The following is a 23674-nucleotide window of genomic DNA, read 5'->3' as shown; positions in this document are numbered from 1 at the left end:
TCTGACGCACGACATGAATATCAAGGCAAGCATTCGTATCGAAGCACTGGCGCCGGAATTTTCCGACGCAGTTGCGGCATTGGCTGATGTGCTTGATTTGCCGCTGGGCGAAGATGCTGATTTTGCCCTGCAACTGGGTGATGCCGGCCTGCAACTGCAGGAGCTTGGCGCAGATGCGGCAGGCCCGGTGCGCGTCGATTTTCTCGAAGGAGCAATGGCGCATCGTCGCCAGCAAGGCGGTGGTGCTGGCCAGATGATTGCCAAGGCGGTGGGCATCCAGTCCGGTATTCGGCCGGCTGTTTTCGATGCCACGGCCGGTCTGGGGCGTGATGCTTTTGTGCTTGCCCAGCTTGGCTGCGATGTGGTGCTGACTGAGCGCCATCCGGTCATTGCGGCCTTGCTTGCCGACGGTCTGCAACGCGCTTTGCTGGATGCCGAAGTCGGTCCAATCGTGCAGCGCATGCACCTGAAAAAGGGTAATGCGATCGAGTTGATGGCGGCATGGCAGGGCGAACCACCGCAGGTCATTTATCTTGACCCGATGTTTCCGCATCGCGACAAAAGCTCTCTGGTGAAGAAGGAAATGCGCCTGTTCCGGCCTTTGGTGGGAAATGATGATGATGCGCCGCAACTTCTGGCTGCCGCGCTCGATCTGGCGACACACCGGGTTGTCGTCAAACGGCCGCGCAAGGCGCCTGGCGTACGTGGGCAAACGCCGAGCTACGTGCTCGAGGGCAAGTCCAGTCGCTTCGATATTTACACCAAAAAAGCATTGAAGCTTCGGGACTGAGCAGATGCTGAGGATTTCCAGGGCTTGCCGGGGAGCCGGCCGGAATTGCCGCTGTTTTGATCCCGCGCAAGCCCGGGGCGGGTGATCCTTTGACTGAGAGTCTGCAGCAGTTTTCCGGACTTGCGTGGGCGGCGATCAATCGCCTCGCTGCGTATGCCCTGCTCAATTTGCTCGATGATCCGGCAATGCTCGCACTGGCTTTTTGTGCCTCTTGATCCGGATGAAAAAATGGCAACCTGAACCGGTTGCCGTTTTCTCCAGTGCTTAGCTGCCCTGACGATGGCTGCCTAGTGCATGTTCGGCACTGGCTTTTCCCGCCATCAGTTGCAGGTTGTCTACAACGCGCAGGCTGGCACTTTCCATCGCTTCGACGTGGCGCAGCATGGCGTCCATGTCACCGAATCCTTTTGCCTCAAGGGCGGCGATGCCGAATTTATGGACGTCGACGTGAGGTGCTTCGATTTCGCGATAGCCAGGTAGTTTGCTGAAACAGTCGTGTCCCTCACCTTCGTAATACCATTTGCCGAGCCGGCAGGTCTTGTGTGAGGCGACGGAGCTGGGGGCGATGTTTTCCAGGCCGAACAGCCCGAGATAGATGCGGAACTTGAAGACCAGATGGTCGACCTTCGCCAGCTCGATAAAACTCTTCAGGGCGCTGCCGGCGATGACTTCTTCCATCTTGTGGGAAAGCCCCATCAGGCGCTGCATGTCTTCCGTTGCCTGATTGCCGCGCTCGCTGAAGTTTTCGGCGGTTTTTGACAGCGACTCCATGGCGTTCTTGGCGGAGTTGGAGTTTTGTCGGATGCTGGTAACCAGGCCGTCAATGTCCTTGGTTGCCTTCGAGGTACGCTCAGCCAGCTTCCTGACTTCATCGGCGACGACTGCGAAGCCGCGCCCGGCTTCACCGGCTCGGGCGGCTTCAATGGCGGCGTTGAGCGCCAGCAGGTTGGTCTGGTCGGCAATTTCGTGGATCAGCTGGACAATCGCACTGATTTCGCTGGCCTCGCGGGCAAGTGCGTCGACTTCTCCGGCTGTGTGGGCCGAGTCACGGGCCAACTGGTGCAGGTTGGCGGCAATTTCAGTGGTCGTTTGGCCGCTGCTGATCGAGACTTCTGCCGCTTCGACAGCCTGGATTTTTTCATTATTAAGCAGCAGCGCCATCTGGCTCAGGCTGCTTTGCGAACCGGAGAGGGTTTCGCTGAAGGAAGCCAGATTGCGCAAGATGGAACGCAGTGTTTCGCATTCGCGTTCCTTGCTCGCCGCCGCTTGCGCATTGCTGTCGAGCCTGAACTGCAGGCTGGTGAGTTCATCGCGCAGTGCCTGCTCGCGGTCTTTTGTTTCGGCTAGCTCCCGGTGCAGGGCCTCCTGTTTGCTTGAACTGCTCCAGAACATCGGTCCATCTCCTATTTTTATATATTTTGCATTTTCGAAATGACCGATCTGGTCAGCCCTCGATTGTCTCACGGGGCGTTTGATTTGACAGGGATTTTCGCCATTTTGCGGCGATTTGGCGACCCGTTTTGTCTTGCTCAATTGTGACAAGTGGGTGTTTTTGCTAGCCGGGTCCTTCATGTCAATAAGGAATAGGCTATAGTTTCGCGGCAAAAAAGCGTAGCAGCTCTCCATGGTGCCGATCAGGACAAGTGTCGTTTATGACTGCGAAAACAAACAGTAAGGAAAACCAGCCGGTTGCTGCGAAGGCTTGTCCTTCCCGCCGCAAAGCGGCATTGGCAGTTTCTGACAATGTTTCAGCACAATCTGCGATCCTCTTGCGTCCCTACCTGGGCGGGATTGGTACCCCTGCCGGGGCGCGTATCCGCGATGGCGGTACGGGGAGTCGAGCATGGCGGGTAGCCCGAATCCGACACGATTTATGTGGCGCCCGCCAGTCGCAACGTGATTATCAAGGATGGCTGCTTCGTGCTGATCGAAGGACCGCGTGAGGCGATGCCGCGGCCCTCGGTCAGGGCCCTTGCCAGCCGAGGAGTTGGTCAGTCGTTATTGTGCCCGTTGAGGAGGAGAGAGGGATCCCGGCATCACTGATCCCTCCCGGGTTTTTTTAATTCAGGGCCTTGCCATGCAGGTGGGCCATTTTTTGCTGTCCTGTCATGCGCAAGTTTGCTCCCCTGCTGTTTCTCTTCCTGGCGGCCTGTGCCACGGTCGTTTCCCTGCGCCTCGACGACCGTTTCGGCCTGCCCGACCCGGCGCGTTTCGATCGCTTTCCTGTTCTCGCCAACGCTTCGGCGCCGGATTACTGGAAAGAGGTACGGCCGATCCTCGACCAGCGCTGCGTCAGTTGCCATGCCTGCTACGACGCGCCGTGCCAGCTCAATCTGAGCAGCTATGCCGGGCTGACGCGCGGCGCCAATACCGACGTCGTCTACTCCAGCATCCGCCTGCTCGCCGATCCGCCGACCCGCCTTGGCATTGATGCCGCGACCACCGTGCAGTGGCGGCAGATGGGCTTTTTCCCGGTGCTCAACGAGCGTGTCTCGACACCGGAGGCCAACCGGGTGGGTGGTGTGCTGCATCGCCTGCTGGAAATGAAGCGCCTCAATCCGGGGCCGGCGAGCGGTCCCTTGCCGGATGATGCTTTCGATTTTTCGCTGGACCGTGCCCAGATGTGCGTTCGGGCCGAGGGGCTCGACGACTACGCCTTGCGCCATCCGGCGCGCGGCATGCCCTTCGGTCTGCCGCCGCTGAGTGGTAGCGAACATCAGACCCTGAGTCGCTGGCTGGAGGCGGGCGCGCCCTATCAGCCTCCGGCTGTACTGCCGGCCAATGTCCAGCTCCGGCTGGCCGACTGGGAGCGCTTCCTGAATGGCGACAGCCTGAAGGAACAGCTGATGGCACGCTATATCTACGAGCACTGGTATATCGGGCATCTGTACTTTGACGAAATGCCGCGGCAGTTTTTCGAGCTGGTGCGCAGCCGGACGCCGGCCGGTCAGCCAATTGACCTGATCGCAACGCGTCGACCGTATGACGATCCCGGTGTCGAGCGGGTTTACTACCGTTTGCAGCGCATGGAGGCGAGTTCGGTCGCCAAGAAGCACATGCCGCTGAAGCTTGATGCGGCGCGCATGGCGCGTCTGCGCGGCTGGTTCCTGGCGGCGGACTATCCGGTCGGCGATCTGCCTGGCTATGCGCCGGAGGTGGCGGCGAATCCCTTTGTCACTTTTCGGGCGCTGCCGGTCGATGCCCGTTACCGCTTCATGCTTGATGACGCCCAGTTCACGCTGATGGGCTTCATGAAAGGCCCGGTCTGTCGCGGCCAAGTCGCGCTCAACGTCATCAACGATCATTTCTGGGTGGTTTTCGTTGCGCCGGACAGCAAGGAAACCAAGTTGATGAATGCCATGCTCGACGCGGCAATGCCGAACCTGCGTCTGCCTGCCGAGCGCGAAGGCTCGATCGGGCCGCTTACCTGGCGCCAGTATGCGCGGCTGGAAAACCAGTATCTGGAAGCGAAGAGCGCGGTTCTCGCCAAATTTGCCAGCAAGGACTACCTGCCGGCGCCGGACAAGCTGTGGAATGGCGATGGTCAGAATCCCAATGCCGCTTTGACGGTGTTCCGCCATTTCGACAGCGCCTCGGTGCTGCGCGGCCTGGTCGGCGAGCGGCCGCAAACCACTTTGCTGCTCGGCTATCCGTTGTTCGAGCGCATGCATTACCTGCTGGTCGCCGGCTTCGATGTTTACGGCAACCTCGGGCACCAGGTCGCGACCCGCCTGTACATGGACTTCCTGCGCATGGAGGGCGAGCAGAACTTCCTGACCTTGCTGCCGCTCAAGGACCGGCAGGCGGTGCTCGATCATTGGTATCGCGGGCGCAGCGAACCGCATATCCGCCAGTTCGCCGATGCCGCGGCATTTTTCCCGAAAGAGAGCGGCATGCGTTATCGCAGCCAGGATCATCTCGGCGAACTGTATGCCGAGTTGCGGGCCCGGGTCGAGCCGGTGCGTGAGCGCAACCTGGACTGGTCGGCAAATGGCTGGTCGGGCCGGGAAGTGGCGCAATTCCAGCGGCTCAACCAGGTGCGCGGCATTCCGGCGTCGGTCTTGCCGGAAAACAGCCTGCTCTCCATCCGTTATCCGGACGGCAGGCTGCGTCTGATCTCGCTGGTGCGCAACAGTGCGCACAGCAACGTCGCCGAACTGTTCGGCGAGTCGGCCCGCCGTCTGCCGCAGGAAGACACGTTGCTGGCGCTGAACGGGGTGGTCGGTGCCTACCCCAATGCCTTCTATACGGTCGACGTCGCAGAATTGGCCAATTTCACCGATGCCATCGCCCGCCTGGGCAGCGAGGACGACCTGATCGCCCTCACCGACCGTTTCGGCGTGCGCCGCACTGACCCCCGCTTCTGGCCGCTGAGCGATGCGATCCACGCCGAATGGCGACGGAGCGCAGCGCAGGAGTCGGCCATCCTCGACTACAGCCGCTTCGAGAACCGTTAGCCGTTCTTCCGCTCGCGGGCTTCCTTGCGCAGGGAAGCCCACACCGAGGCACCGATGATGGTGGCGACGACAGCCAGCGAGAAGCCGACCGGGATCGTGTAGATGTCGAGCAGCAGCATCTTGACGCCGATGAACATGAGGACCATGGCCAGACCGTACTTGAGCAGCGAGAAACGGTCGGCGACGCCGGCGAGCAGGAAGTACATGGCGCGCAGGCCGAGGATGGCGAAGATGTTCGAGGTCAGCACGATGAACGGATCGGTGGTGATCGCGAAAATGGCCGGGATCGAATCGACGGCGAAGATCAGGTCGGACAGTTCGACGAGCACCAGGGCAAGGAAGAGCGGTGTCGCGTAGCGGACACCATTTTGCCGCGTGAAGAAGCGTTGACCGTCAAAGCTCGAACTGATGTTCATGTGGCGGCGCAGCCAGTTGATCAGGCGATTGTTCTCGAGGTCGGGCTGTTCGTCGGCGAACCAGTACATCTTGATGCCGGTGAGCAGCAGGAAGCCGCCGAAGACATAAAGAATCCAGTGGAACTGCGTGATCAGCCAGGCACCGGCGAAGATCATGCCGGTGCGCATGACGATGGCGCCGAGCACGCCGTAGAGCAGCACGCGCTTCTGCAATTCCAGCGGTACGGCGAAGAAGGAGAAGAGCATCAGCCAGATGAAGACGTTATCGACGGCCAGCGCCTTTTCGATCAGGTAGCCGGTGATGAACTCCAGTGCCTTGGTATTGGCGATTTCGCGTCCCAGACTGCCGTCGAGGTACCACCACAGTCCGCCGGCAAAGGCCAGCGTGATGCTGATCCAGATTACCGACCAGACGGCGGCCTCCTTGAAGCTGACGCGGTGTTCCTTGCCGCCGCCGACCACGAAGAGGTCGATCGCCAGCATGACGAGGACAATGCTCGTGAAGGCGAGCCACAAACCGGTACTGCCGATGGTTTCCATATCAATTTCCTTTTTCGCATTCCACAAAACAAACGGCCCGTGCCGGATGGGCTGGGGCCGTGGAATGCCAAAGGAGCCTCGCCGTCGCGGCAAAGGTCTTGCTCGCAGCGTGGTGCGCTGCCCGGTTGCCGGAAGCTTGCGCTTCGTGATGACGACAGGCCGGAAGTGAGCTACTCCCCCTTGGGATTCGCGAACTGTAATAAAGCCGACTACGTCTGTCAACTATTCAACTGTGCAGTTCATGCTGTTGCAATATTGTCGTAACATGCGCGCCTCATGATGATGCACTTTCCAAAAAGGGGCTGAACGATGGATCTGTTGCTGTGGCGCCATGCCGAAGCCGAAGATGGCGAAGATGACCTCAAACGGCGTCTGACCGAGCGTGGCGAAAAACAGGCGCGCAGCATGGCCGCCTGGCTGCACCGGCATCAGCCCAAGGATATGCGCATCATCGTCAGCCCGGCGATCCGCACGCAGCAGACCGCCGAGGCGCTCAAGCTGCCTTTTGAAACGCACCGCAAGATCGGCCCCGACGCCTGTGTCTCGGAATTGATTGCCGCCTCCGGCTGGCCGAATGCCAATGGTTCGGTGCTGATCATCGGCCACCAGCCGTCGCTCGGGCGCATGGCCTCCCTGCTGCTCGCCGGCCATGAGTCGGAGTGGACGATCAAGAAAGGCGCCTTGTGGTGGCTGAGCAACCGCGTCCGCCGCGGCGAAACGCAAACCGTGCTGCGTGCGGTCATTCCAGCCGAATTGCTGGACTAGACAAGCGGGCCGCTTAGGCGTGAAATAAACCCTTTCGCTTCAACGCTTGGAGAAGAGGGTATGGTTTCAACAAAAAAGACAAAGGTAACCTCGCCGGCAGCGTCTGCTGCCACCCCGAAAAAGACAGCGGTTCGCAAGCCGCGTCAGCGCTCCGTCGCCAGCGGTGATATTCCCCCGGTACTGACCCCGGAAGGGATAGAAGGATTTACCGTGCACGCAGCGGTCGACGCTGCCCAAGAGTCGAAATTGGGCGCCATGCGTGATGTCATCGCCGGCATGCCGGCCGATGAAAAAGTTGCCTTGTTGCGCGACCTGCTCAAGCAGCAAGGCCTGCGCAACGAGCAACTGCCGGTCAGCCCGGATGAAGAACTGGTCAAGGACTGGCGCGAAGGCGGTTATCCCTACAAGAACCTGATGCAGCGCCGCAACTACGAGCGGCAAAAATACCGTCTGCAGGTCGAGCTGCTGAAGCTGCAGGCCTGGGTCAAGGAAACCGGGCAGAAGGTCGTCATCCTCTTCGAAGGTCGCGATGCGGCCGGCAAGGGCGGCACCATCAAGCGCTTCATGGAACACCTGAATCCGCGAGGCGCACGCGTCGTCGCCCTGGAAAAGCCGAGCGAGATGGAGCGCGGCCAGTGGTATTTCCAGCGCTACGTGCAGCACCTGCCGACCAGCGGCGAGATCGTGCTGTTCGACCGTTCCTGGTACAACCGCTCCGGCGTCGAGCGGGTGATGGGTTTTTGCACCGATCAGGAATACAGCGAGTTCGTGCGTCAGGCGCCGGAATTCGAGCGCATGCTGGCGCGTAACGGTACCCACCTGATCAAGTTCTGGTTCTCGGTCAGTCAGGAAGAGCAGCGTCGCCGCTTTGGCGAGCGCAAGGTGCATCCGCTCAAGCAGTGGAAACTGTCGCCGATCGACATGGCCTCACTCGACAAGTGGGACGATTACACCAAGGCCAAGGAAGCGATGTTCTTCCATACCGATACCGCCGATGCGCCGTGGACGGTGATCAAGTCGAACTGCAAAAAGCGCGCACGCCTCAATGCCATGCGTTACGTGTTGCACAAGCTGCCCTACACCAACAAGGACACCGACCGCATCGGCAATCTCGATCCGCTGATCGTCGGCCGCGCCAACGTCGTTTTCGAGCGTGGCGAGCAGCAGGGCGTGCCTATCCTCTAACTGATCACGTAGGAGGCGCAGCCGGTCGCGATCAAGAGGCCGGCTTCGTTCTCCAGCGTCATCTGCACCGAGGCCAGACGGCCACCGAGACGGGTTACCCGGCCGGTGGCCGTAAATTTTTTGCCGATGCCCTGGCGCAGGAAATCGGTGCGCAGGTCGATGGTGCCGATGCGCCCGAAACGATGGGCAACCTGTTCGGTACTCTCATCGTTGAATTTCTCGGCAATCGCCACCGTCGCGGCCAGACCGCCAACGGTATCGAGGACCGTGGCGATCACGCCGCCGTGCAGGCGACCATGCAGGAAGTGGCCGATCAGGTCCTTGCGCATGGCAAAGCTGATCTGCGGCGCTTCCGGGTCAAGCGACTCGATCTTGAAACCGAGCAGTTCGTTGAAACAGAGCTTGTGTTCGAAGACGTCGCGCAAGGAGGCGTCGAGGCGGGCTTGTTCTTCGGGCGAGCGGCGAGGCAGTGCGGGGTGGGCGGTCATTGTTTTCTACAGACAGGGATGGGGAGCGACGGGTTCCCGTCAGGCGCAAGTTTAACCTGCGCTGCCGGCCGGGCCGTTGATCAATGCCGCCAGACCCCGTGCATCGCGAATCAGGCTGCGGCCACGCCCGGTCTCGATCAGGCCAGCGCCGACCAGTTCGCCGATCAGGCGCGCGACGACCTCGCGGCTGGTGCCGAGGTGGCAGGCCATCTGCTGCTGCGTCATGCGCAATTCACCGTTGCCTGAGGCATGGACCAGCAACAGGTTGGCCAGGCGCTGGTTGAGCTTGTAGGAGTGCACTTCCTCGAGTTCGGCCATGAGGCGGAAAACCAAGGTGGACAGCGTGCGCACCGTGAGGTCGCGAATCACCGCTTCGCCGGCGAACAGGTGGTGGAAGAGCGGGCCGGGCAGCAGCGCGATGGTGGTCGTGTCGACGGCCTGCACCCAGGCCGGGTAGAGCAGGTCGTTGAACAGGCTGTTCAGCGCGAAGACGCAGGTTTCGCCGGGATCGATGTAATACAGCGTCGCCTCGTTGCCGTTCGGGGCCAGGGAGAAAACGCGCAGGCGCCCCTCGAGCACGAAATAGGCGCCCGAGACGCGCTGGCCTTTGACCAGTAGCGGCGTCGCCGAGGCGCAATGGCGGCTGACCTGGGCCTCGCGCAGGCGCGCCCTGCCCGCAGCGCTGAGTTGGCAGAACGGGTTGCAGTCTTCCAGTGTCGGCATTTTCCCCTCCCGGGCGGGGTTGACCGCTGGCGTTCCGGCCGGCGGCGGATAGAGGAGGGGAATTCTAGCTCCGTCGGGCCGAGCGCATGCATTCATCTTGATTTTTCCGCCTGCATGCGGGCGCGCAGGGAGTCGCTGCTCAGGGCTTCGAGAAAGGCAACGAGGTCGGCGACTTCCTGTTCGCCGAGCGGCGAGCGGTCGACTTTGCCGAGTGCGCTTTTTTCATCCAGCCACGTGGTCAGGCCAGCCGAGCGTCCGAGCTGGGCGCCAGCCATGATGCGGACGACCTCGGGCAGCGAGTCTACGGCTCCGTTGTGCAACCAGGGGCCGGTCAGCGCCACGTTGCGCAGCGATGCGACGCGCCAGATGCCGCGCTCGCCGTTGTTGAGCAGTCCGTACTTCGTTTCGTAGGGCGTGGCATTGGCCGGAAAGATGCGGCGCGCGCTCTCGCCGCCGAGCAGGCTGGCGTCGCTGAAATTGGGGCCGCGGTGGCAGAGCACGCAGCCGACCGTTTCGAACAGCGCCATGCCGCGCAGCTGGGCGCGCGTCAGCGCCCTGGCCTCGCCGCGCACGAAGCGATCGTAGGGGCTATCGGGCGTGATCAGGGTGCGTTCGAAGGCGGCGATGGCCTGGGCGATGCGCGCGAAGCTGATCGGCGCCGCATCGCCGAAGGCGGCCTGGAATTCGGTGCGGTAGGCGGCATCGGCATTGAGCCGCCGCTCCGCCTCGGCCGGCGAAGCGAGGCCCATTTCGAGCGGGTTGAGGATGGGGCCCATGGCCTGCGCTTCGAGCGAAGGGGCGCGGCCGTCCCAAAACAGCACGGACTGGAAGGCGGCATTCCAGACGGTCGGCGTGTTGCGCGTCCCGAGTTGGCCGGCGATGCCCTTGGCGGTCGGCCGGCCGTCGGCGCCGGCGGAGGCAAACAGGTCGTGGCAGGAAGCGCAGGCCAGCTTGCCGTCACCGGACAGCTTTTTCTCAAAAAACAGGCGTCGACCGAGCGCCACCCGCTCTGGCGTGGTCGGGTTGTCGACCGGGGCCGGCGCGACCTCGGGCAAGGCCGTCCACACGTGGCGTGCGCTGCGCGGTGGCGCCGGGTTGGCAAACTCGGCATCGGACGCGGCGGCCGGCCGCGCGAAGAGCGGAAGCGACTCGCCGAGCGGCGCAGGGCCGTTTTCGATGGCGACGGCGACTGCCATCTTCAGCCCGAAGGCGAGTAGCCCCATGCCGAAGGTGGCGCTGAGCAGCCACTTCCCGGCGCGGTCGAGGCCGGCGAAGGGGCCGAGTTCCTGGTGGATCATCAGGGCGAGCGCGGCCATGCCGAGTCCGGTGACCGGGATGCCGATGGCGAGCAGGTCGGTGAGTTCGCTGTTCATGTCGTGCTCCGCGAGAGGGAATGGGGCGAACGATAGCGGCCGGCCGGCGCCGGATATGTAGCAAAAGTCACGCAAGGCGCCGACTGGTCTTGTGTAACCCTTGCTACAGACCGACTCCGGGCGGCCGGGCAGGATGCGGCGCACGGCCGGGCGTTCCGGCCGCCTATTTCAACCGTATCGAGGAAAGGTCTGCATCATGAAAAATCGCTTGTTTGGCTTTGCTTTTGCCCTGCCCATCCTGTTCTGCGCCCTGCCTGCCGAGGCCGGCGGCGGTCTGGCGCCGCTCGACCGGGCGCGCACCGCCGTGCTCATCACCGATCCGCAAAACGATTTCCTGCGCGAGGACGGCAAGTTGTACGGCCTGCTCGCCGATAACCTGAAGGCGCTCGGCACCATCGACAACATCGCAATGCTGATGCGCGCCGCCAAGGACAAAAACGTGCTCCTGGCGGTCGACCCGCTGGTTTTCGGCAAAAGCGATAGCAACTGGACGCAGGCCGGTGCGCTGCAGCGCCAGTTGCTCGATATGCAGGCCTTGCGCGCCGGCAGTACGGGGGCGGATTTCTACGCGCCCTACAAACCCTACATCGATGACGGCAAGACGGTGATTGCCGCGCCGCACAAGATGTACGGGCCGGAGAGCAACGACCTGATTTACCAGTTGCGCAGCCGCGGCATCGATACCGTGATTCTCGGCGGCATGGTTGCCAACCTGTGCGTCGATTCGCACCTGCGCACGCTGATGGAGAACGGGTTCAAGGTCTATGTCGTCAAGGATGCCGTCGGTGCGCCGGGCGAGGCCGCCTACCAGGCGGCGCTGCTCAATTTCGGCATGATCGCGAGCGGCGTGTGGACCACCGCCGAGGCGCTGGCGGCGCTGGCCCGCTGAACGGTGGACGTGAAAAAGGCGACGGATTCCGTCGCCTTTTTTGGGACTCGGCGAAAACGCCGGGTTTTACTTCTTGCGCGATGCCGGCACGTCGGTGCAGGAACCGTGCGCGACTTCGGCCGCCATGCCGACCGTTTCACCCAGCGTCGGGTGCGGGTGGATGGTCTTGCCGATATCGACTGCGTCGGCACCCATCTCGATCGCCAGGCAGACTTCGCCGATCATGTCGCCGGCGTTCGGGCCGACGATGGCGCCGCCGATCACGCGATGCGTTTCGGCATCGAAGATCAGCTTGGTGAAGCCGTATTCGGCACCGTTGGCGATGGCGCGGCCGGAGGCTGCCCACGGGAACTTGGCGGCTTCGACCTTGCGGCCTTCCTTCTTGGCCTGGTCCTCGGTGTAGCCGACCCATGCCACTTCCGGATGGGTGTAGGCAACGCCCGGAATGACCTGCGCGTCGAAGGCGGCCTTGTGGCCGGCCGCGACTTCCGCCGCGACGTGCGCCTCATGTACCGCCTTGTGGGCGAGCATCGGATTGCCGACGACGTCGCCGATCGCGAAGATGTGCGGCACGTTGGTGCGCATCTGCGCATCGACGTTGATGAAGCCACGGTCGGTGACCGCGACGCCGGCTTTCTCGGCACCGATCTTCTTGCCGTTCGGCGCGCGGCCGGCGGCTTGCAGGATCATGTCGTAGCGCACGGCATCGGCGTTCGGTGCGCCTTCGCCTTCGAACTTGACCCACAGGCCATCGTCCTTGGCATCGACCGCAACCGTCTTGGTCTTCAGCATGATCTTGTCGAAGCGATGCGTGTTCTGCTTTTCCCAGACCTTGACCGCATCGCGGTCCGGGCCTTGCATCAGCACGTCAAGCATTTCGACGACATCGACCTTGGCCCCCAGCGTCGAATAGACGGTAGCCATTTCCAGGCCGATGATGCCACCGCCGATGACCAGCATCTTCTTCGGTACGAAGCGCAGTTCAAGTGCCCCGGTCGAATCGACGATGCGCGGATCCTTCGGAATGAAGGGCAGATGCACGGCCGCCGAACCGGCGGCGATGATGCACTTCTGGAACTTGATGACCTTCTTGGCACCGGTCTTGTCCTGACCCGTGCCGTCGGTGACTTCGACCTCGATGTGATGCGGGTCGAGGAAGGTGCCGAAACCGCGCACGATGTCGACCTTGCGGCCCTTGGCCATGCCGGCCAGACCGCCGGTCAGCTTGCCGACGACCTTGTCCTTGTGGGCGCGCAGCTTGTCGATGTCGACCTGCGGCGCGGCAAAGGTGACGCCGAGATCATTGGCATGTTCGGCTTCCTCGATCACTGCGGCAACGTGCAGCAGGGCCTTGGACGGGATGCAGCCAACGTTGAGGCAGACGCCGCCGAGCGTTGCGTAACGCTCGACGATGATGGTCTTCATGCCGAGGTCGGCCGAGCGGAAGGCGGCCGAATAGCCGCCGGGGCCGGCGCCGAGCACGAGCATTTCGCACTCGAGATCGGCACCGCCGGCATGGCTGCCGGCGACCGGCGCGACGACCGGCGCTGCCGCAGGAGCAGCCGCCGGCGCGGCGGCTTGCGGAGCGGGGGCGGCCGCCGCTGCACCGGTTTCGACCTTGATCAGCAGGGCGCCTTCGGCAACCTTGGAACCGAGCTGGACCAAAACCTCCTTGACCACGCCGTCGACCGTCGAGGGCACATCCATCGTGGCCTTGTCGGATTCCAGCGTGACGATGGCGTCGTCGACCTTGATGGTGTCGCCGACCTTCACGAACAGGTCGATGACCGGCACTTCGGCGAAATCGCCGATGTCGGGGACTTTGACTTCTACCAGATTGCTCATGGTGTTCTCCCCTTACAGCGCGACGCGGCGGAAATCGGCCAGCAGCTGGGCGATATAGACATTGAAGCGGGTCGCCAGTGCACCGTCGATGACGCGGTGGTCGGCGGTCAGCGACAGCGGCAGGACGAGGCGCGGCACGAATTGCTTGCCGTCCCAGACCGGCTTCATGGCCGACTTGTTGACGCCGAGGATGGCGACTTCCGGCGCATTGACGATCGGTGCGAAGTAGGTGCCACCGATGCCGCCCAGGCTGGAAATCGTGAAGCACGCGCCGGACATGTCGGCCGGCTTGAGCTTGCCGTCACGTGCCTGCTTGGCCAGATCGCCGGATTCCTGCGCCAGTTCGAAGACCGACTTCTTGTCGACGTTCTTGACTACCGGCACGACCAGGCCGTTCGGGGTGTCGGCTGCGAAGCCGATGTTGAAGTACTTCTTCAGCACCAGATTGTCGCCGTCGAGCGAGGAATTGAATTCCGGGAATTTCTGCAGACCCTTGACGCAAGCCTTCATCAGGAAAGCGAGCATGGTCAGCTTGGCGCCGCCACCCTTTTCATTTTCCTTGTTGAGCAGCACGCGGAAAGCTTCGATATCGGTGATGTCGGCATCTTCGTGATACGTGACGGCCGGGATCATGACCCAGTTGCGCGACAGGTTCTGGCCGGAAATCTTCTTGATGCGCGATAGCGGCTTGACCTCGATCTCGCCGAACTTGGCGAAGTCGACCTTCGGCCAGGGCAGCAGATCGAGTACGCCACCGCCGGTGACGCCACCGGTCGACGCTGCCACAGGGCCGGAAATGGCACCGGACATGACGCCCTTGACGTACTTGGTCAGGTCTTCCTTGACGATGCGGCCTTTCGGACCGGTGGCCGGAACCTTGGACAGATCGACACCGAGTTCGCGGGCATAGGCACGGACCGACGGCGAGGCATGCACCTTGGCGCCGAGCGGCAGGGCCGGGGCAAGCGCGGCGGGGGCGGCGGCAGCCGGAGCGGCGACCGGCGCCGCTGCCGGGGCTGCAGCAGCAGGAGCCTGAGCCGGAGCAGCGGCCGGCGCTGCGGCGACCGGGGCCGAGGCACCGGTTTCAACCTTGATCAGGACCGTGCCTTCGCCGACCTTGGAGCCGAGCTGAACCAGCACTTCCTTGACGATACCGGCGACGGTGGACGGCACGTCCATCGTGGCCTTGTCGGATTCGAGCGTGGCGATCGCGTCGTCGACCTTGATGCTGTCGCCAACCTTGACGAACAGGTCGATGACCGGGACTTCGTCAAAGTCGCCGATGTCCGGCACCTTGACTTCGACCACGCCGCCGCCGGCCGCGGGGGCGGCTGCCACCGGTGCGGCAACCGGCGCCGGCGCTGCGGCCGGAGCGGGAGCGGCTGCGGCCGGGGCGGCGACGGCAGCGGCGCCACCGGTTTCGACCTTGATCAGCAGGGCGCCTTCGGCAACCTTGGCGCCGAGCTGGACGAGAACTTCAGTGACCACGCCGGCAACCGTCGAGGGCACGTCCATCGTGGCCTTGTCGGATTCCAGCGTGACGATGGCGTCGTCGACCTTGATCGTGTCGCCGACCTTCACAAACAGTTCGATAACCGGAACTTCGTCGAAATCGCCGATGTCCGGGACTTTGACTTCAATGATTTGGCTCATGTCGTCTCTCCCTCGTTAAACCGACATCGGGTTGGGTTTGTTCGGGTCAAGGTTGTACTTGACCAGGGCGGCGGCAACCTTCTCGCGTTCGATCTCGCCGTTGTCGGCCAGTGCCTTGAGGGCAGCCAGCGTCACCCAGTGACGGTCGACCTCGAAGAAGTGGCGCAATTTCTCGCGGGTGTCGGAACGGCCGAAACCGTCGGTGCCCAGCGTGACATACGGTGCCTTGACGAAGGGGCGGATCTGCTCGGAGAACAGCTTGATGTAGTCGGTGGCAGCGATGACCGGGCCCTTGGCGCCAGCCAGCTTTTCCTCGACGTGCGACAGCTTCGGTGCTTCGAGCGGATGCAGCAGGTTCCAGCGCTGCACGTCTTGGCCGTTGCGGGCCAGTTCGTTGAAGCTCGGGCAACCCCACAGGTCGGCCTCGACACCCCAGTCGTTCTTGAGCAGGTCGGCAGCGGCGATGACTTCGCGGAAGATGGTGCCGGAGCCGAGCAGCTGGACGCGCGGGCCGGCGGACTCGGCACCCTTCTTGAACGAGTACATGCCCTTGATGATGTCGGCTTCCGAGCCGGCCGGCATTTCCGGGTGCTCGTAGTTCTCGTTCATCACCGTCAGGTAATAGAACACGTCTTCCTGTTCCTGGAACATGCGGCGCATGCCGTCCTGCGTCACGACGGCGACTTCGTACTGGAAGGTCGGGTCGTAGGAGAGGCAGTTCGGGATCAGGTTGGAGAGGATCAGGCTGTGGCCGTCTTCGTGCTGCAGGCCTTCGCCGTTCAGCGTCGTGCGACCGGCCGTGCCGCCGATCAGGAAGCCGCGGGCGCGCTGGTCGCCAGCCGCCCAGCACAGGTCGAGAACGCGCTGCATGCCGAACATCGAGTAGCAGATGTAGAACGGAATGGTCTGGACGTTATGCACCGAGTAGGAGGTGGCGGCGGCGATCCAGTCGCTCATCGCGCCGGATTCGTTGATGCCTTCCTGCAACACCTGGCCGGTCTTCGATTCCTTGTAGAACATCAGCTGGTCATGATCTTCCGGCACATAGTTCTGGCCTTCCTGATTCCAGATACCGACCGAGCGGAACATGCCTTCCATGCCGAAGGTGCGCGATTCGTCCGGCACGATGGGCACGACGTTCTTGCCGACATTCTTGTCCTTCAACATCATGTTCATGATGCGGACGATGGCCATCGTCGTGGACAGCTCGCGGCCTGCGCCGGAAGCCTTCAGCAACGCAGCAAAGGTGTCGAGCGCCGGAATCTGCAGCGGCTCGGCCTTGCGGCGGCGCTGCGGCAGGAAGCCGCCGAGGTCGACGCGACGCTGCATCATGTACTTGTATTCTTCCGAATCTTCGGCGAACTTCAGGTAAGGCAGTTCTTCCAGCTGGTCGTCGGCGACCGGCAGGTGGAAGCGGTCGCGGAAGCGGCCGATCTGATCCTTGTCCATCTTCTTCTGCTGGTGCGAGGTGTTCATCGCTTCGCCAGCCTGGCCCATGCCGAAGCCCTTGATGGTCTTGGCCAGGATCAGGGTCGGGGCGCCCTTGGTCTTGATGGCGCGGTCGTAGGCAGCAAAAATCTTGAAGATGTCGTGGCCGCCACGGTTCAGGTTCCAGATTTCATCGTCGGTCCAGTCGGCAACCAGCTCGCGCAGTTCCGGCGTGTTGAAGAAATTCTCGCGGACGTAGGCGCCGTTCTTGGCCTTGAAGGTCTGGTACTCGCCGTCGCACAGTTCCATCATGCGTTTCTTCAGGATGCCCTTCTTGTCGCGCTGGAAGAGGGCGTCCCAATGGGTGCCCCAGACCAGCTTGATGACATTCCAGCCGGCACCGCGGAATTCGGATTCGAGTTCCTGGATGATCTTGCCGTTGCCGCGTACCGGGCCATCAAGACGCTGCAGGTTGCAGTTGATGACGAAAATCAGGTTGTCGAGCTTTTCGCGACCGGCCATGCCGATGGCGCCGAGCGATTCGACTTCGTCGGTCTCGCCATCACCCAAAAAGGCCCAGACCTTGCGATCACCGGCCTTGGCCAGTCCGCGCGAGTCGAGGTACTTCATGAAGCGGGCCTGATAGATGGCCTGGATCGGGCCGAGGCCCATCGACACGGTCGGGAATTGCCAGAAATCCGGCATCAGCCAGGGGTGCGGATAGGACGAAATACCCTTGCCGCCGGTTTCCTGGCGGAAGTTGTCCATCTGCTCTTCGCTCAGGCGACCGAGCATGAAGGCGCGGGAATAGACGCCCGGTACGGAATGGCCCTGGAAGAAGATCAGGTCGCCGCCGGACGGGTCGTTGATGCTGCGCCAGAAATGCGAAAAGCCGACGTCGTAAAGCGCGGCGGCTGAAGCGAAGGAGGCGATGTGGCCGCCGACGTTGGTGTCCTTGTTGGCGCGCACGACCATGGCCATCGCGTTCCAGCGGATGTAGGAGTGCAGCTTGATTTCCATGTCCGCGTTGCCCGGGTACTTGGGCTGCTGATCGGCGGGAATGGTGTTGATGTATTCGGTATTGGCCGAGTAGGGGATGTCCACACCCTGCAGGCGCGCCTGGCCGATGACTTTCTCGATCAGGTAGTGGGCGCGGGTCGGGCCTTCCTGGGAAATGACGCCGTCGAGGGCATCAATCCATTCTTTGGTTTCCTGCGGATCGACATCAGCAGGGTCAGGCAGTGCGTTGGGCTGGTTGGCCATTTTTGTCTCCAAGATTGGTTTTTCATTCGTTTTGCCTGTTGAGCAAAACAACTCTAGCGCTTTATGGGCCGCTTCGCGAGCCCGTGTTTACACCTACTTGATTTTTCGCATTGTAAAAACAAAATTCGCATCGTGCAATATCCTGTGCGTATTTTTCCTGCCGTGAAAGTCATTCAAAAAAAATCCGTTGAGGGGTTGCGCTGTATCAAATCGGGCCGCGTCCCGCGCTTCTAAAATCGAAGGTTTTGCGATTGATTACGGGAGTTTTCATGGCGGCAGTTATGCCTGCACCGGCGGCCAGCCGGTTGTTTTTGTCCGGCAACGAAGCAGTGGCACGTGCCGTCTGGGAATCCGGCGTCAAGGTGGCTGCGGCCTACCCGGGCACGCCAGCGACGGAAATGCTGGAAGTCATTTCGACCTATCCGGACCTCTATGCCGAATGGTCGGTCAATGAGAAGGTCTCGCTGGAAGTCGCGATTGGTGCCGCCTATGCCGGCTCGCGCGCCTTCTGCTGCATGAAGCATGTCGGCATGAACGTCGCTTCCGATGCGCTGATGACCCTGACGCTGACCGGCGTGGTCGGCGGCCTGGTGATCGCGATTGCCGACGACGTCGGCCTGTCGTCCTCGCAGAACGAACAGGATTCGCGCTACTGGGGGCGTTTCGCCCACATTCCGCTGTTCGAGCCGGCCGATTCGCAGGAAGCCTACGAGATGACCCGGCAGGCGTTCGAACTTTCCGAACAATTCCAGGTGCCGGTCATCCTGCGCATGACGACGCGTATCAACCACGTCAAGGCGTTGGTCACGGTCGGCGAGCGCGTGCCGCATAGCGCAGCGGGTTTCAACAAGGAGCCGGGCCGTTTCGTGATGGTGCCGGGCAATGCCGGCAAGCGCATTCCGCTGATGTTCGCGCGTGACGGTCAACTGCGTGAAATGGCCGAAAACTCGGCGCTCAATGTGATCGAGCCGGGCAGCGACAGGCGCGTCGGCTTCATCGCCTCCGGCCCGGCCTACATGCATGTCAAGGAAGCCTTCCCGGATGCGCCGGTATTGAAGCTGGGCTTTTCCTGCCCGCTGCCGATTGAAAAGTGCCGTGCACTGGCGGCGCTGGTCGACCAGGTCGTGGTTGTCGAGGAAGTCGAGCCGCTGGTCGAGACCGAACTCAAGGCCGCCGGCATCGCCGTGCTCGGCAAGGAGATCCTGCCGCGCCAGGGCGAGCTGTCGCCGAATGTGCTGAAACCGGCAATTGCCAAACTGCTCGGCGAAGAAGTGCCGGCCGCCCAGGCCGTCGCGCCGCTGCCGGTCTTCCCGCGGCCGCCGACGATGTGCGTCGCCTGTCCGCACCTCGGCGTCTATTACACGCTGTCGCAGGTGCGCAACCTGACCATCGCCGGCGACATCGGCTGCTACACGCTGGGCGCCGGGCATCCGTGGAATGCGCTCGATACCTGCATCTCGATGGGCGCCTCGATGGGCGTCGCGCTCGGTCTCGACAAGGGCCGCGGCGAAGCCGACAAGGACAAGCGCATCCTCGCCGTGATCGGCGACTCGACCTTCCTGCACATGGGCATGCAAGGCCTGCTCGACATGGTCTACAACAAGGGCAACGTCACGGTGCTGTTGCTCGACAACCGCGCCGTCGGCATGACCGGTGGCCAGAATAACCCGGGCAACGGCTACGGCATCCATGGCGAGGAGGCGCCGCGTGTCGATTTCGTCAAGCTGGTCGAGGCGCTCGGCGTCAAGTCGGAGCGCGTGCACAAGGTCAATCCCTACGAATTGCCGGTGCTGTTCAAGACCATCCGCGACGAAGTGAAGGTGCCGGAAGTCTCGGTGATCATCACCGACCAGCCTTGCGTGCTGGTCAAGGATTATCACAAGCTGAAGCCGTTTACCGTCGTCGAGGACAAGTGCACTGGTTGCGGCAACTGTATCGACGTCGGCTGTCCGGCCATCCACGTTACCCGGCGCGGCCAGGAAACCAAGCCGAACGGGCGGGTTGTCGATCTCGCCTTCGTACGCATCGAGTCCTCGGTATGTACCGGTTGCGGCCTGTGCGTGCAGCCCTGTGCACCGAAAGCCATCGAGCACTACGTCCCGGTCTCGCCGATTGCGCTGGTCAAGGGAGGCTGTCACTGATGAGCGCTACGACCAATATTCTTGTCGTCGGCATCGGCGGCCAGGGCGTCATGACCGCGACCGAAATCCTTGCCGAGGCGGCGATCGCGCTCGGCCAGGATGCCAAGAAAACCGAAGTCGCCGGCATGGCGCAGCGCGGCGGCGTCGTTTCGTCGCACCTGCGTTTCGGCGCCAAGGTGCTGTCGCCGCAGATCACGCCGGGCACGGCCGATGTGCTGCTCGGTTTCGAGTCGGCCGAAGCGATGCGTTGGCAGCACATGTTGAAGCCGGGCGGTATCACCTTGATGAATACGGCGCGCCTGGTGCCGCCGGTGGTCGAGCTCGGTTTGTTCGACTACCCGGTCGACCCGATTGCCGAGGTCAAAAAGGGCGGCAACAAGGTCGTCGCTTTCGATGCGACGACCATCGCGCTCGAACTCGGCGACATCCGTCTGGGCAATACCGTGATGCTCGGTGCGATTGCCGATCACCTGCCGTTCTCGGCCGATGATCTGCTCACCTGCGTGCTGCAGCGTTTCCAGCGCAAGGGCGAAAAACTGGTCGAGCTGAACCGGCGCGCTTTTGCCGCCGGCCGGGCGGCGGTGGGTGCGGCCGAGGCTGCACTGGCCTGATTCTGGTAAAATTCAGCCAATTCAAAGGGAAAGGCGCCCGCCTTTCCCCTTTTCATTTCTGGTGGAGGCGACGATGACGGCACAAATTATCGACGGCAAGGCCCTGGCTGAAGAACTGCGCCAGGGATTCAAGGCGCGCGTGGAAGCGCTCACGGCCAAGGGCCACAAACCCGGCCTGGTGGTCATCCTGGTCGGAGCCGATCCGGCCTCCGAAGTCTATGTCCGCAACAAGGTCAATGGTTGCCTGGCGATCGGCATGCACTCCGAGAAGATCACCTATGACGCAACGGTCGACCAGGAAGTCGTGCTCAAAAAGATCGCCGAGCTGAATGCCGATCCGGCGATTCACGGCATCCTCGTGCAACTGCCGCTGCCCAAACATTTCGACGAAGAAAAAGTGCTCGAAGCCATCGCTGCCGACAAGGATGTCGACGGCTTTCACGCCGAGAACGTCGGCGCACTGGCCCAGGGCAACCCGCGCTTCATTCCCTGTACGCCCTACGGCGTCATGAAGATGTTCGAGAAGGGCAATGTCGATCTGAACGGCAAGGAGGCCGTCGTCATCGGCCGCTCCAACATCGTCGGCAAGCCGATGGCCCTGCTCCTGATCAATGCCGGCGCGACGGTCACCGTCTGCAATTCGCGCACGCGCGACCTGAAATTCCACACCAGCCGTGCCGACATCGTCGTTGCCGCGGTCGGCAAGCCGAAGTTCGTCACCGGCGACATGATCAAGCCGGGCGCCGTCGTCATCGACGTCGGCATCAACCGCCTGCCGGACGGTAAACTCTGCGGCGACGTCGATTTTGCCGACTGCCTCGCCACCGCCGGCCAGATCACGCCGGTGCCGGGCGGCGTCGGCCCGATGACGATCACCATGCTGCTCGCCAACACCATCGAGGCGGCCGAGCGCAAAGCAGCCGGAAACTAATTTGCCGGATTGCTGACCAAGGCCTGCCGACGCGGGCCCGGTCCTGCGACTTTTATCTATCCCCTTATTCCTGAAGGAAAAAACATGAGCAAAGAAGTCCTGGTTGGTATCGTCATGGGCTCGGACAGCGACTGGCCGATCATGAAGGCCGCCGCCGAAACCCTGAAGAACCTGGGCATTCCTTACGAAGCCAAGGTCCTGTCGGCCCACCGCACGCCGGATCAGGCGCTGGACTACGCTGCCACCGCTGCCGAACGCGGCATCAAGGTGCTGATCGGCGCTGCCGGCGGTGCTGCCCACCTGGCCGGCGTGCTCGCCGCCAAGACGCAGATCCCGGTGCTCGGCGTACCGATGCCGTCCAAGCACCTGATGGGTCTCGACTCGCTGCTCTCCATGGTCCAGATGCCGGGCGGCATTCCGGTCGCCACCTTCGCCGTCGGCGAAGCCGGTGCGACTAATGCCGCGCTGTTCGCCGTCTCCATCCTCGCCCTGGGCGATGCCGGTGTGGCTGACAAGCTGACCCAGTTCCGTGTCAACCAGACCGAAAAGGTTCTGGCCAAGACCCTGCCGGATCTGGTCTGAGCCATTGTTGCCACTGAGCCCGGACTATGACCGCGCTGTCGCGCTGCTGCGCGCCGGCGAACTGGTCGCCTTGCCGACCGAGACGGTCTACGGTCTGGGCGCGGATGCCGCCAATCCGGCGGCGGTCGCGAAAATCTTTGCCGCCAAGGGGCGGCCGGCCGATCATCCGCTGATCGTGCATTTATCGGGTCACGACGCGGTCGACCGCTGGGCCGAGCAGGTTCCTGCCGTCGCCTGGGAATTGATGGAAACCTTCTGGCCCGGTCCGCTTACACTGATTCTGAAGAAACAGGCCTGGGTGCCGGACGCCGTGACCGGCGGCCAGGACACTGTCGGCCTGCGCGTTCCCGGCCACCCGGTGGCGCTCGAATTGCTCCGGCGTTTTGCCGCGGCAACCGGCGAACACGCCGGTATCGCCGCACCCTCGGCCAACCGCTTCGGGCGGATCAGCCCGACCACGGCCGAGCATGTGCGCGAAGAACTCGGCGACCGCATCGCCATGATCCTCGATGGCGGACCCTGCGCGGTCGGCATCGAGTCGACCATCGTCGACTGCTCGCGCGGCGAACCGGTGGTGCTGCGCCCCGGCCACATCGCGCCGGGCCATCTCGAAGCCGTGCTCGGGCGTCTGCCGCAAATCGAGACGGCGAGCGGCGCGCCGCGCGTCTCCGGCTCGCTGGCCGCACATTACGCGCCGCAGACGCCGATGCGCCTGGTCGCTGGCGAACGTCTGCTCGATTTCATCAATGCCCAGCGTCACAAGGGCGACCGCTGCGGCGTCATCGCCCACAGCCAGCCGCCGCAAGCCGGCATGCCGCACGCCTGGCAACTGCTGCCGGCCGATCCGGTCGGCTACGCGCACGGTCTGTATGCCGCCATGCGCGACATGGACCATGCCGGTGTCGACCTGATTGCCGTCGAAGCGCTGCCGGAAACCCCGGCCTGGGCGGCCGTCGCCGACCGCCTGCGGCGCGCCGTGGCGGGGGCCGGCCAGGCCTGAGTTCAGGTTCATGCCTTGCGCGCCACTCCCCGCTTGCGCACCGGATTGGTGCGTGCTATGGTGACTCACCTGAGGTGATAAATTCCATGTTCAGCCAAAGTTTTCGTTTCCTGCCGGCGCCCTTTGTTCTAGGTGGCCAATTGCTCGATAGTCAGCACGAAGGGCTGTTCGAGTGTCTGGACGCATTGAAGAAAGTTTCCGACGACGTGTCCGGCTACAAGTGCAATGAAATCATGTCGGAGCTGACCGGGAAAATGGCCCAGCACTTCGATTACGAAGAAGCACTGATGAAAAAGATCGGCTTGCCGGGCGAATTGTTCGAGCAGCATGTTGCGGCCCATACCGCGATCATGAACGAGATGTCCCTGATACACCTGACCTCGATTTCCGATGGCTATGGTGCAGCGGAGTTCCTGGCGCCCAAGGTTTCCGGCTGGGTGCTGCAGCACATGATGAAGTTCGATCTGCTGCTCAAACCGCTGATCGATGATGCACGGCAGCGGCGCTGATTGCTGTTTTTGTCCGGGTAGCGAATGTCCGCCGCGAGCGGACATTTTTGTTTCCGCAGCTGCGAAAACCTGAGCATGCATGCAA

At 62.6% G+C, this 23674-nt stretch carries 19 protein-coding genes and 1 pseudogene; 11 read left to right on the top strand and 9 right to left on the bottom strand.

The genetic code is table 11. From position 1 onward, the window contains the following. Positions 1 to 13: 13 nt before the first annotated feature. Positions 14 to 790 carry a class I SAM-dependent methyltransferase gene (locus KIG99_RS08340; RefSeq protein WP_226459744.1) on the top strand — a complete coding sequence of 259 codons (777 nt, stop codon included), beginning with the start codon at positions 14 to 16 and terminating at the stop codon, positions 788 to 790. A gap of 264 nt (positions 791 to 1054) precedes the next feature. On the opposite strand, the gene KIG99_RS20865 is transcribed toward KIG99_RS08340, so the two are convergent. Both KIG99_RS20865 and KIG99_RS20860 read right to left on the bottom strand, forming a co-directional pair. Next, the gene (locus KIG99_RS20865; RefSeq protein ID WP_404817903.1) at positions 1055 to 1468 is read right to left on the bottom strand and encodes a CZB domain-containing protein; all 414 of its coding nucleotides are present in this window, start codon (positions 1466 to 1468) and stop codon (positions 1055 to 1057) included. A 45-nt stretch (positions 1469 to 1513) separates the two neighbouring features. Continuing rightward, a pseudogene (locus KIG99_RS20860) lies at positions 1514 to 1951 on the bottom strand (methyl-accepting chemotaxis protein); the annotation flags it as partial. A gap of 947 nt (positions 1952 to 2898) precedes the next feature. Here KIG99_RS20860 and KIG99_RS08330 point away from each other — a divergent pair. Continuing rightward, positions 2899 to 5247: a fatty acid cis/trans isomerase gene (locus KIG99_RS08330; RefSeq protein WP_226459742.1), complete on the top strand. Its 2349-nt coding sequence runs from the start codon at positions 2899 to 2901 to the stop codon at positions 5245 to 5247. On the opposite strand, the gene KIG99_RS08325 is transcribed toward KIG99_RS08330, so the two are convergent. Beyond that, on the bottom strand, positions 5244 to 6203 hold the full coding sequence (locus KIG99_RS08325; RefSeq protein ID WP_226459741.1) for a TerC family protein: 960 nt from the start codon (positions 6201 to 6203) through the stop codon (positions 5244 to 5246). The two genes, KIG99_RS08330 and KIG99_RS08325, sit on opposite strands and share 4 nt — an antisense overlap. A gap of 309 nt (positions 6204 to 6512) precedes the next feature. Here KIG99_RS08325 and KIG99_RS08320 point away from each other — a divergent pair, with 309 nt between their 5' ends. Both KIG99_RS08320 and ppk2 read left to right on the top strand, forming a co-directional pair. Beyond that, on the top strand, positions 6513 to 6968 hold the full coding sequence (locus KIG99_RS08320) for a SixA phosphatase family protein (protein ID WP_226459740.1): 456 nt from the start codon (positions 6513 to 6515) through the stop codon (positions 6966 to 6968). 60 nt (positions 6969 to 7028) lie between these two features. Continuing rightward, entirely contained in the window at positions 7029 to 8153 is a 1125-nt protein-coding gene (ppk2, locus tag KIG99_RS08315) for a polyphosphate kinase 2 (protein ID WP_226459739.1), read from the top strand. On the opposite strand, the gene KIG99_RS08310 is transcribed toward ppk2, so the two are convergent. The 3 genes from KIG99_RS08310 to KIG99_RS08300 form a co-directional block, all read right to left on the bottom strand. Then, entirely contained in the window at positions 8150 to 8641 is a 492-nt protein-coding gene (locus tag KIG99_RS08310; protein WP_226459738.1) for a thioesterase family protein, read from the bottom strand. The genes ppk2 and KIG99_RS08310 overlap by 4 nt on opposite strands. A 51-nt stretch (positions 8642 to 8692) precedes the next feature. Continuing rightward, the gene (locus KIG99_RS08305; protein WP_226459737.1) at positions 8693 to 9364 is read right to left on the bottom strand and encodes a Crp/Fnr family transcriptional regulator; all 672 of its coding nucleotides are present in this window, start codon (positions 9362 to 9364) and stop codon (positions 8693 to 8695) included. A 92-nt stretch (positions 9365 to 9456) separates the two neighbouring features. Beyond that, positions 9457 to 10737: a cytochrome-c peroxidase gene (locus KIG99_RS08300; RefSeq protein ID WP_226459736.1), complete on the bottom strand. Its 1281-nt coding sequence runs from the start codon at positions 10735 to 10737 to the stop codon at positions 9457 to 9459. A 196-nt stretch (positions 10738 to 10933) separates the two neighbouring features. On the opposite strand from KIG99_RS08300, the gene KIG99_RS08295 reads away from it, so the two are divergent. Further along, a complete protein-coding gene (locus KIG99_RS08295) occupies positions 10934 to 11626 on the top strand; it encodes a cysteine hydrolase (RefSeq protein ID WP_226459735.1) in 693 nt (230 codons plus the stop codon). A gap of 66 nt (positions 11627 to 11692) precedes the next feature. Here the strand turns inward: KIG99_RS08295 and lpdA are convergent, their stop codons facing one another. Genes lpdA through aceE form a run of 3 tightly spaced genes read right to left on the bottom strand, consistent with a single transcriptional unit; the run spans position 11693 to position 17815 of the window. Beyond that, on the bottom strand, positions 11693 to 13471 hold the full coding sequence (gene lpdA, locus KIG99_RS08290; RefSeq protein ID WP_226459734.1) for a dihydrolipoyl dehydrogenase: 1779 nt from the start codon (positions 13469 to 13471) through the stop codon (positions 11693 to 11695). 12 nt (positions 13472 to 13483) lie between these two features. Beyond that, positions 13484 to 15124, bottom strand: coding sequence for a dihydrolipoyllysine-residue acetyltransferase (gene aceF / locus KIG99_RS08285; RefSeq protein ID WP_226459733.1), 1641 nt, complete (start codon positions 15122 to 15124; stop codon positions 13484 to 13486). Between the two features lie 15 nt (positions 15125 to 15139). Next, positions 15140 to 17815, bottom strand: coding sequence for a pyruvate dehydrogenase (acetyl-transferring), homodimeric type (aceE, locus tag KIG99_RS08280; protein ID WP_226459732.1), 2676 nt, complete (start codon positions 17813 to 17815; stop codon positions 15140 to 15142). Positions 17816 to 18084: 269 nt separating this feature from the next. On the opposite strand from aceE, the gene KIG99_RS08275 reads away from it, so the two are divergent. From KIG99_RS08275 to KIG99_RS08250, 6 genes are all read left to right on the top strand, one after another. Then, on the top strand, positions 18085 to 19956 hold the full coding sequence (locus KIG99_RS08275) for a thiamine pyrophosphate-dependent enzyme (protein ID WP_226459731.1): 1872 nt from the start codon (positions 18085 to 18087) through the stop codon (positions 19954 to 19956). Then, entirely contained in the window at positions 19956 to 20567 is a 612-nt protein-coding gene (locus KIG99_RS08270; RefSeq protein ID WP_226459730.1) for an indolepyruvate oxidoreductase subunit beta, read from the top strand. Before KIG99_RS08275 ends, KIG99_RS08270 begins: the two co-directional genes overlap by 1 nt. Before the next feature lie 73 nt (positions 20568 to 20640). Beyond that, positions 20641 to 21498 (top strand): bifunctional methylenetetrahydrofolate dehydrogenase/methenyltetrahydrofolate cyclohydrolase FolD, encoded by an 858-nt coding sequence (gene folD, locus KIG99_RS08265; RefSeq protein WP_226459729.1) that lies wholly within the window; start codon positions 20641 to 20643, stop codon positions 21496 to 21498. A gap of 84 nt (positions 21499 to 21582) precedes the next feature. Beyond that, positions 21583 to 22080 (top strand): 5-(carboxyamino)imidazole ribonucleotide mutase, encoded by a 498-nt coding sequence (gene purE, locus KIG99_RS08260; protein ID WP_226441423.1) that lies wholly within the window; start codon positions 21583 to 21585, stop codon positions 22078 to 22080. Positions 22081 to 22087: 7 nt separating this feature from the next. Continuing rightward, positions 22088 to 23080, top strand: a complete 993-nt coding sequence (locus tag KIG99_RS08255) for an L-threonylcarbamoyladenylate synthase (RefSeq protein WP_226459728.1) — start codon at positions 22088 to 22090, stop codon at positions 23078 to 23080. 86 nt (positions 23081 to 23166) lie between these two features. Next, positions 23167 to 23589, top strand: a complete 423-nt coding sequence (locus tag KIG99_RS08250; RefSeq protein ID WP_226459727.1) for a hemerythrin family protein — start codon at positions 23167 to 23169, stop codon at positions 23587 to 23589. Positions 23590 to 23674 lie beyond the last annotated feature (85 nt).

This window comes from Quatrionicoccus australiensis, assembly GCF_020510425.1.
GTDB classification, from domain to species: domain Bacteria; phylum Pseudomonadota; class Gammaproteobacteria; order Burkholderiales; family Rhodocyclaceae; genus Azonexus; species Azonexus australiensis_A.
This window is presented reverse-complemented; position numbering and strand designations above follow the sequence as displayed.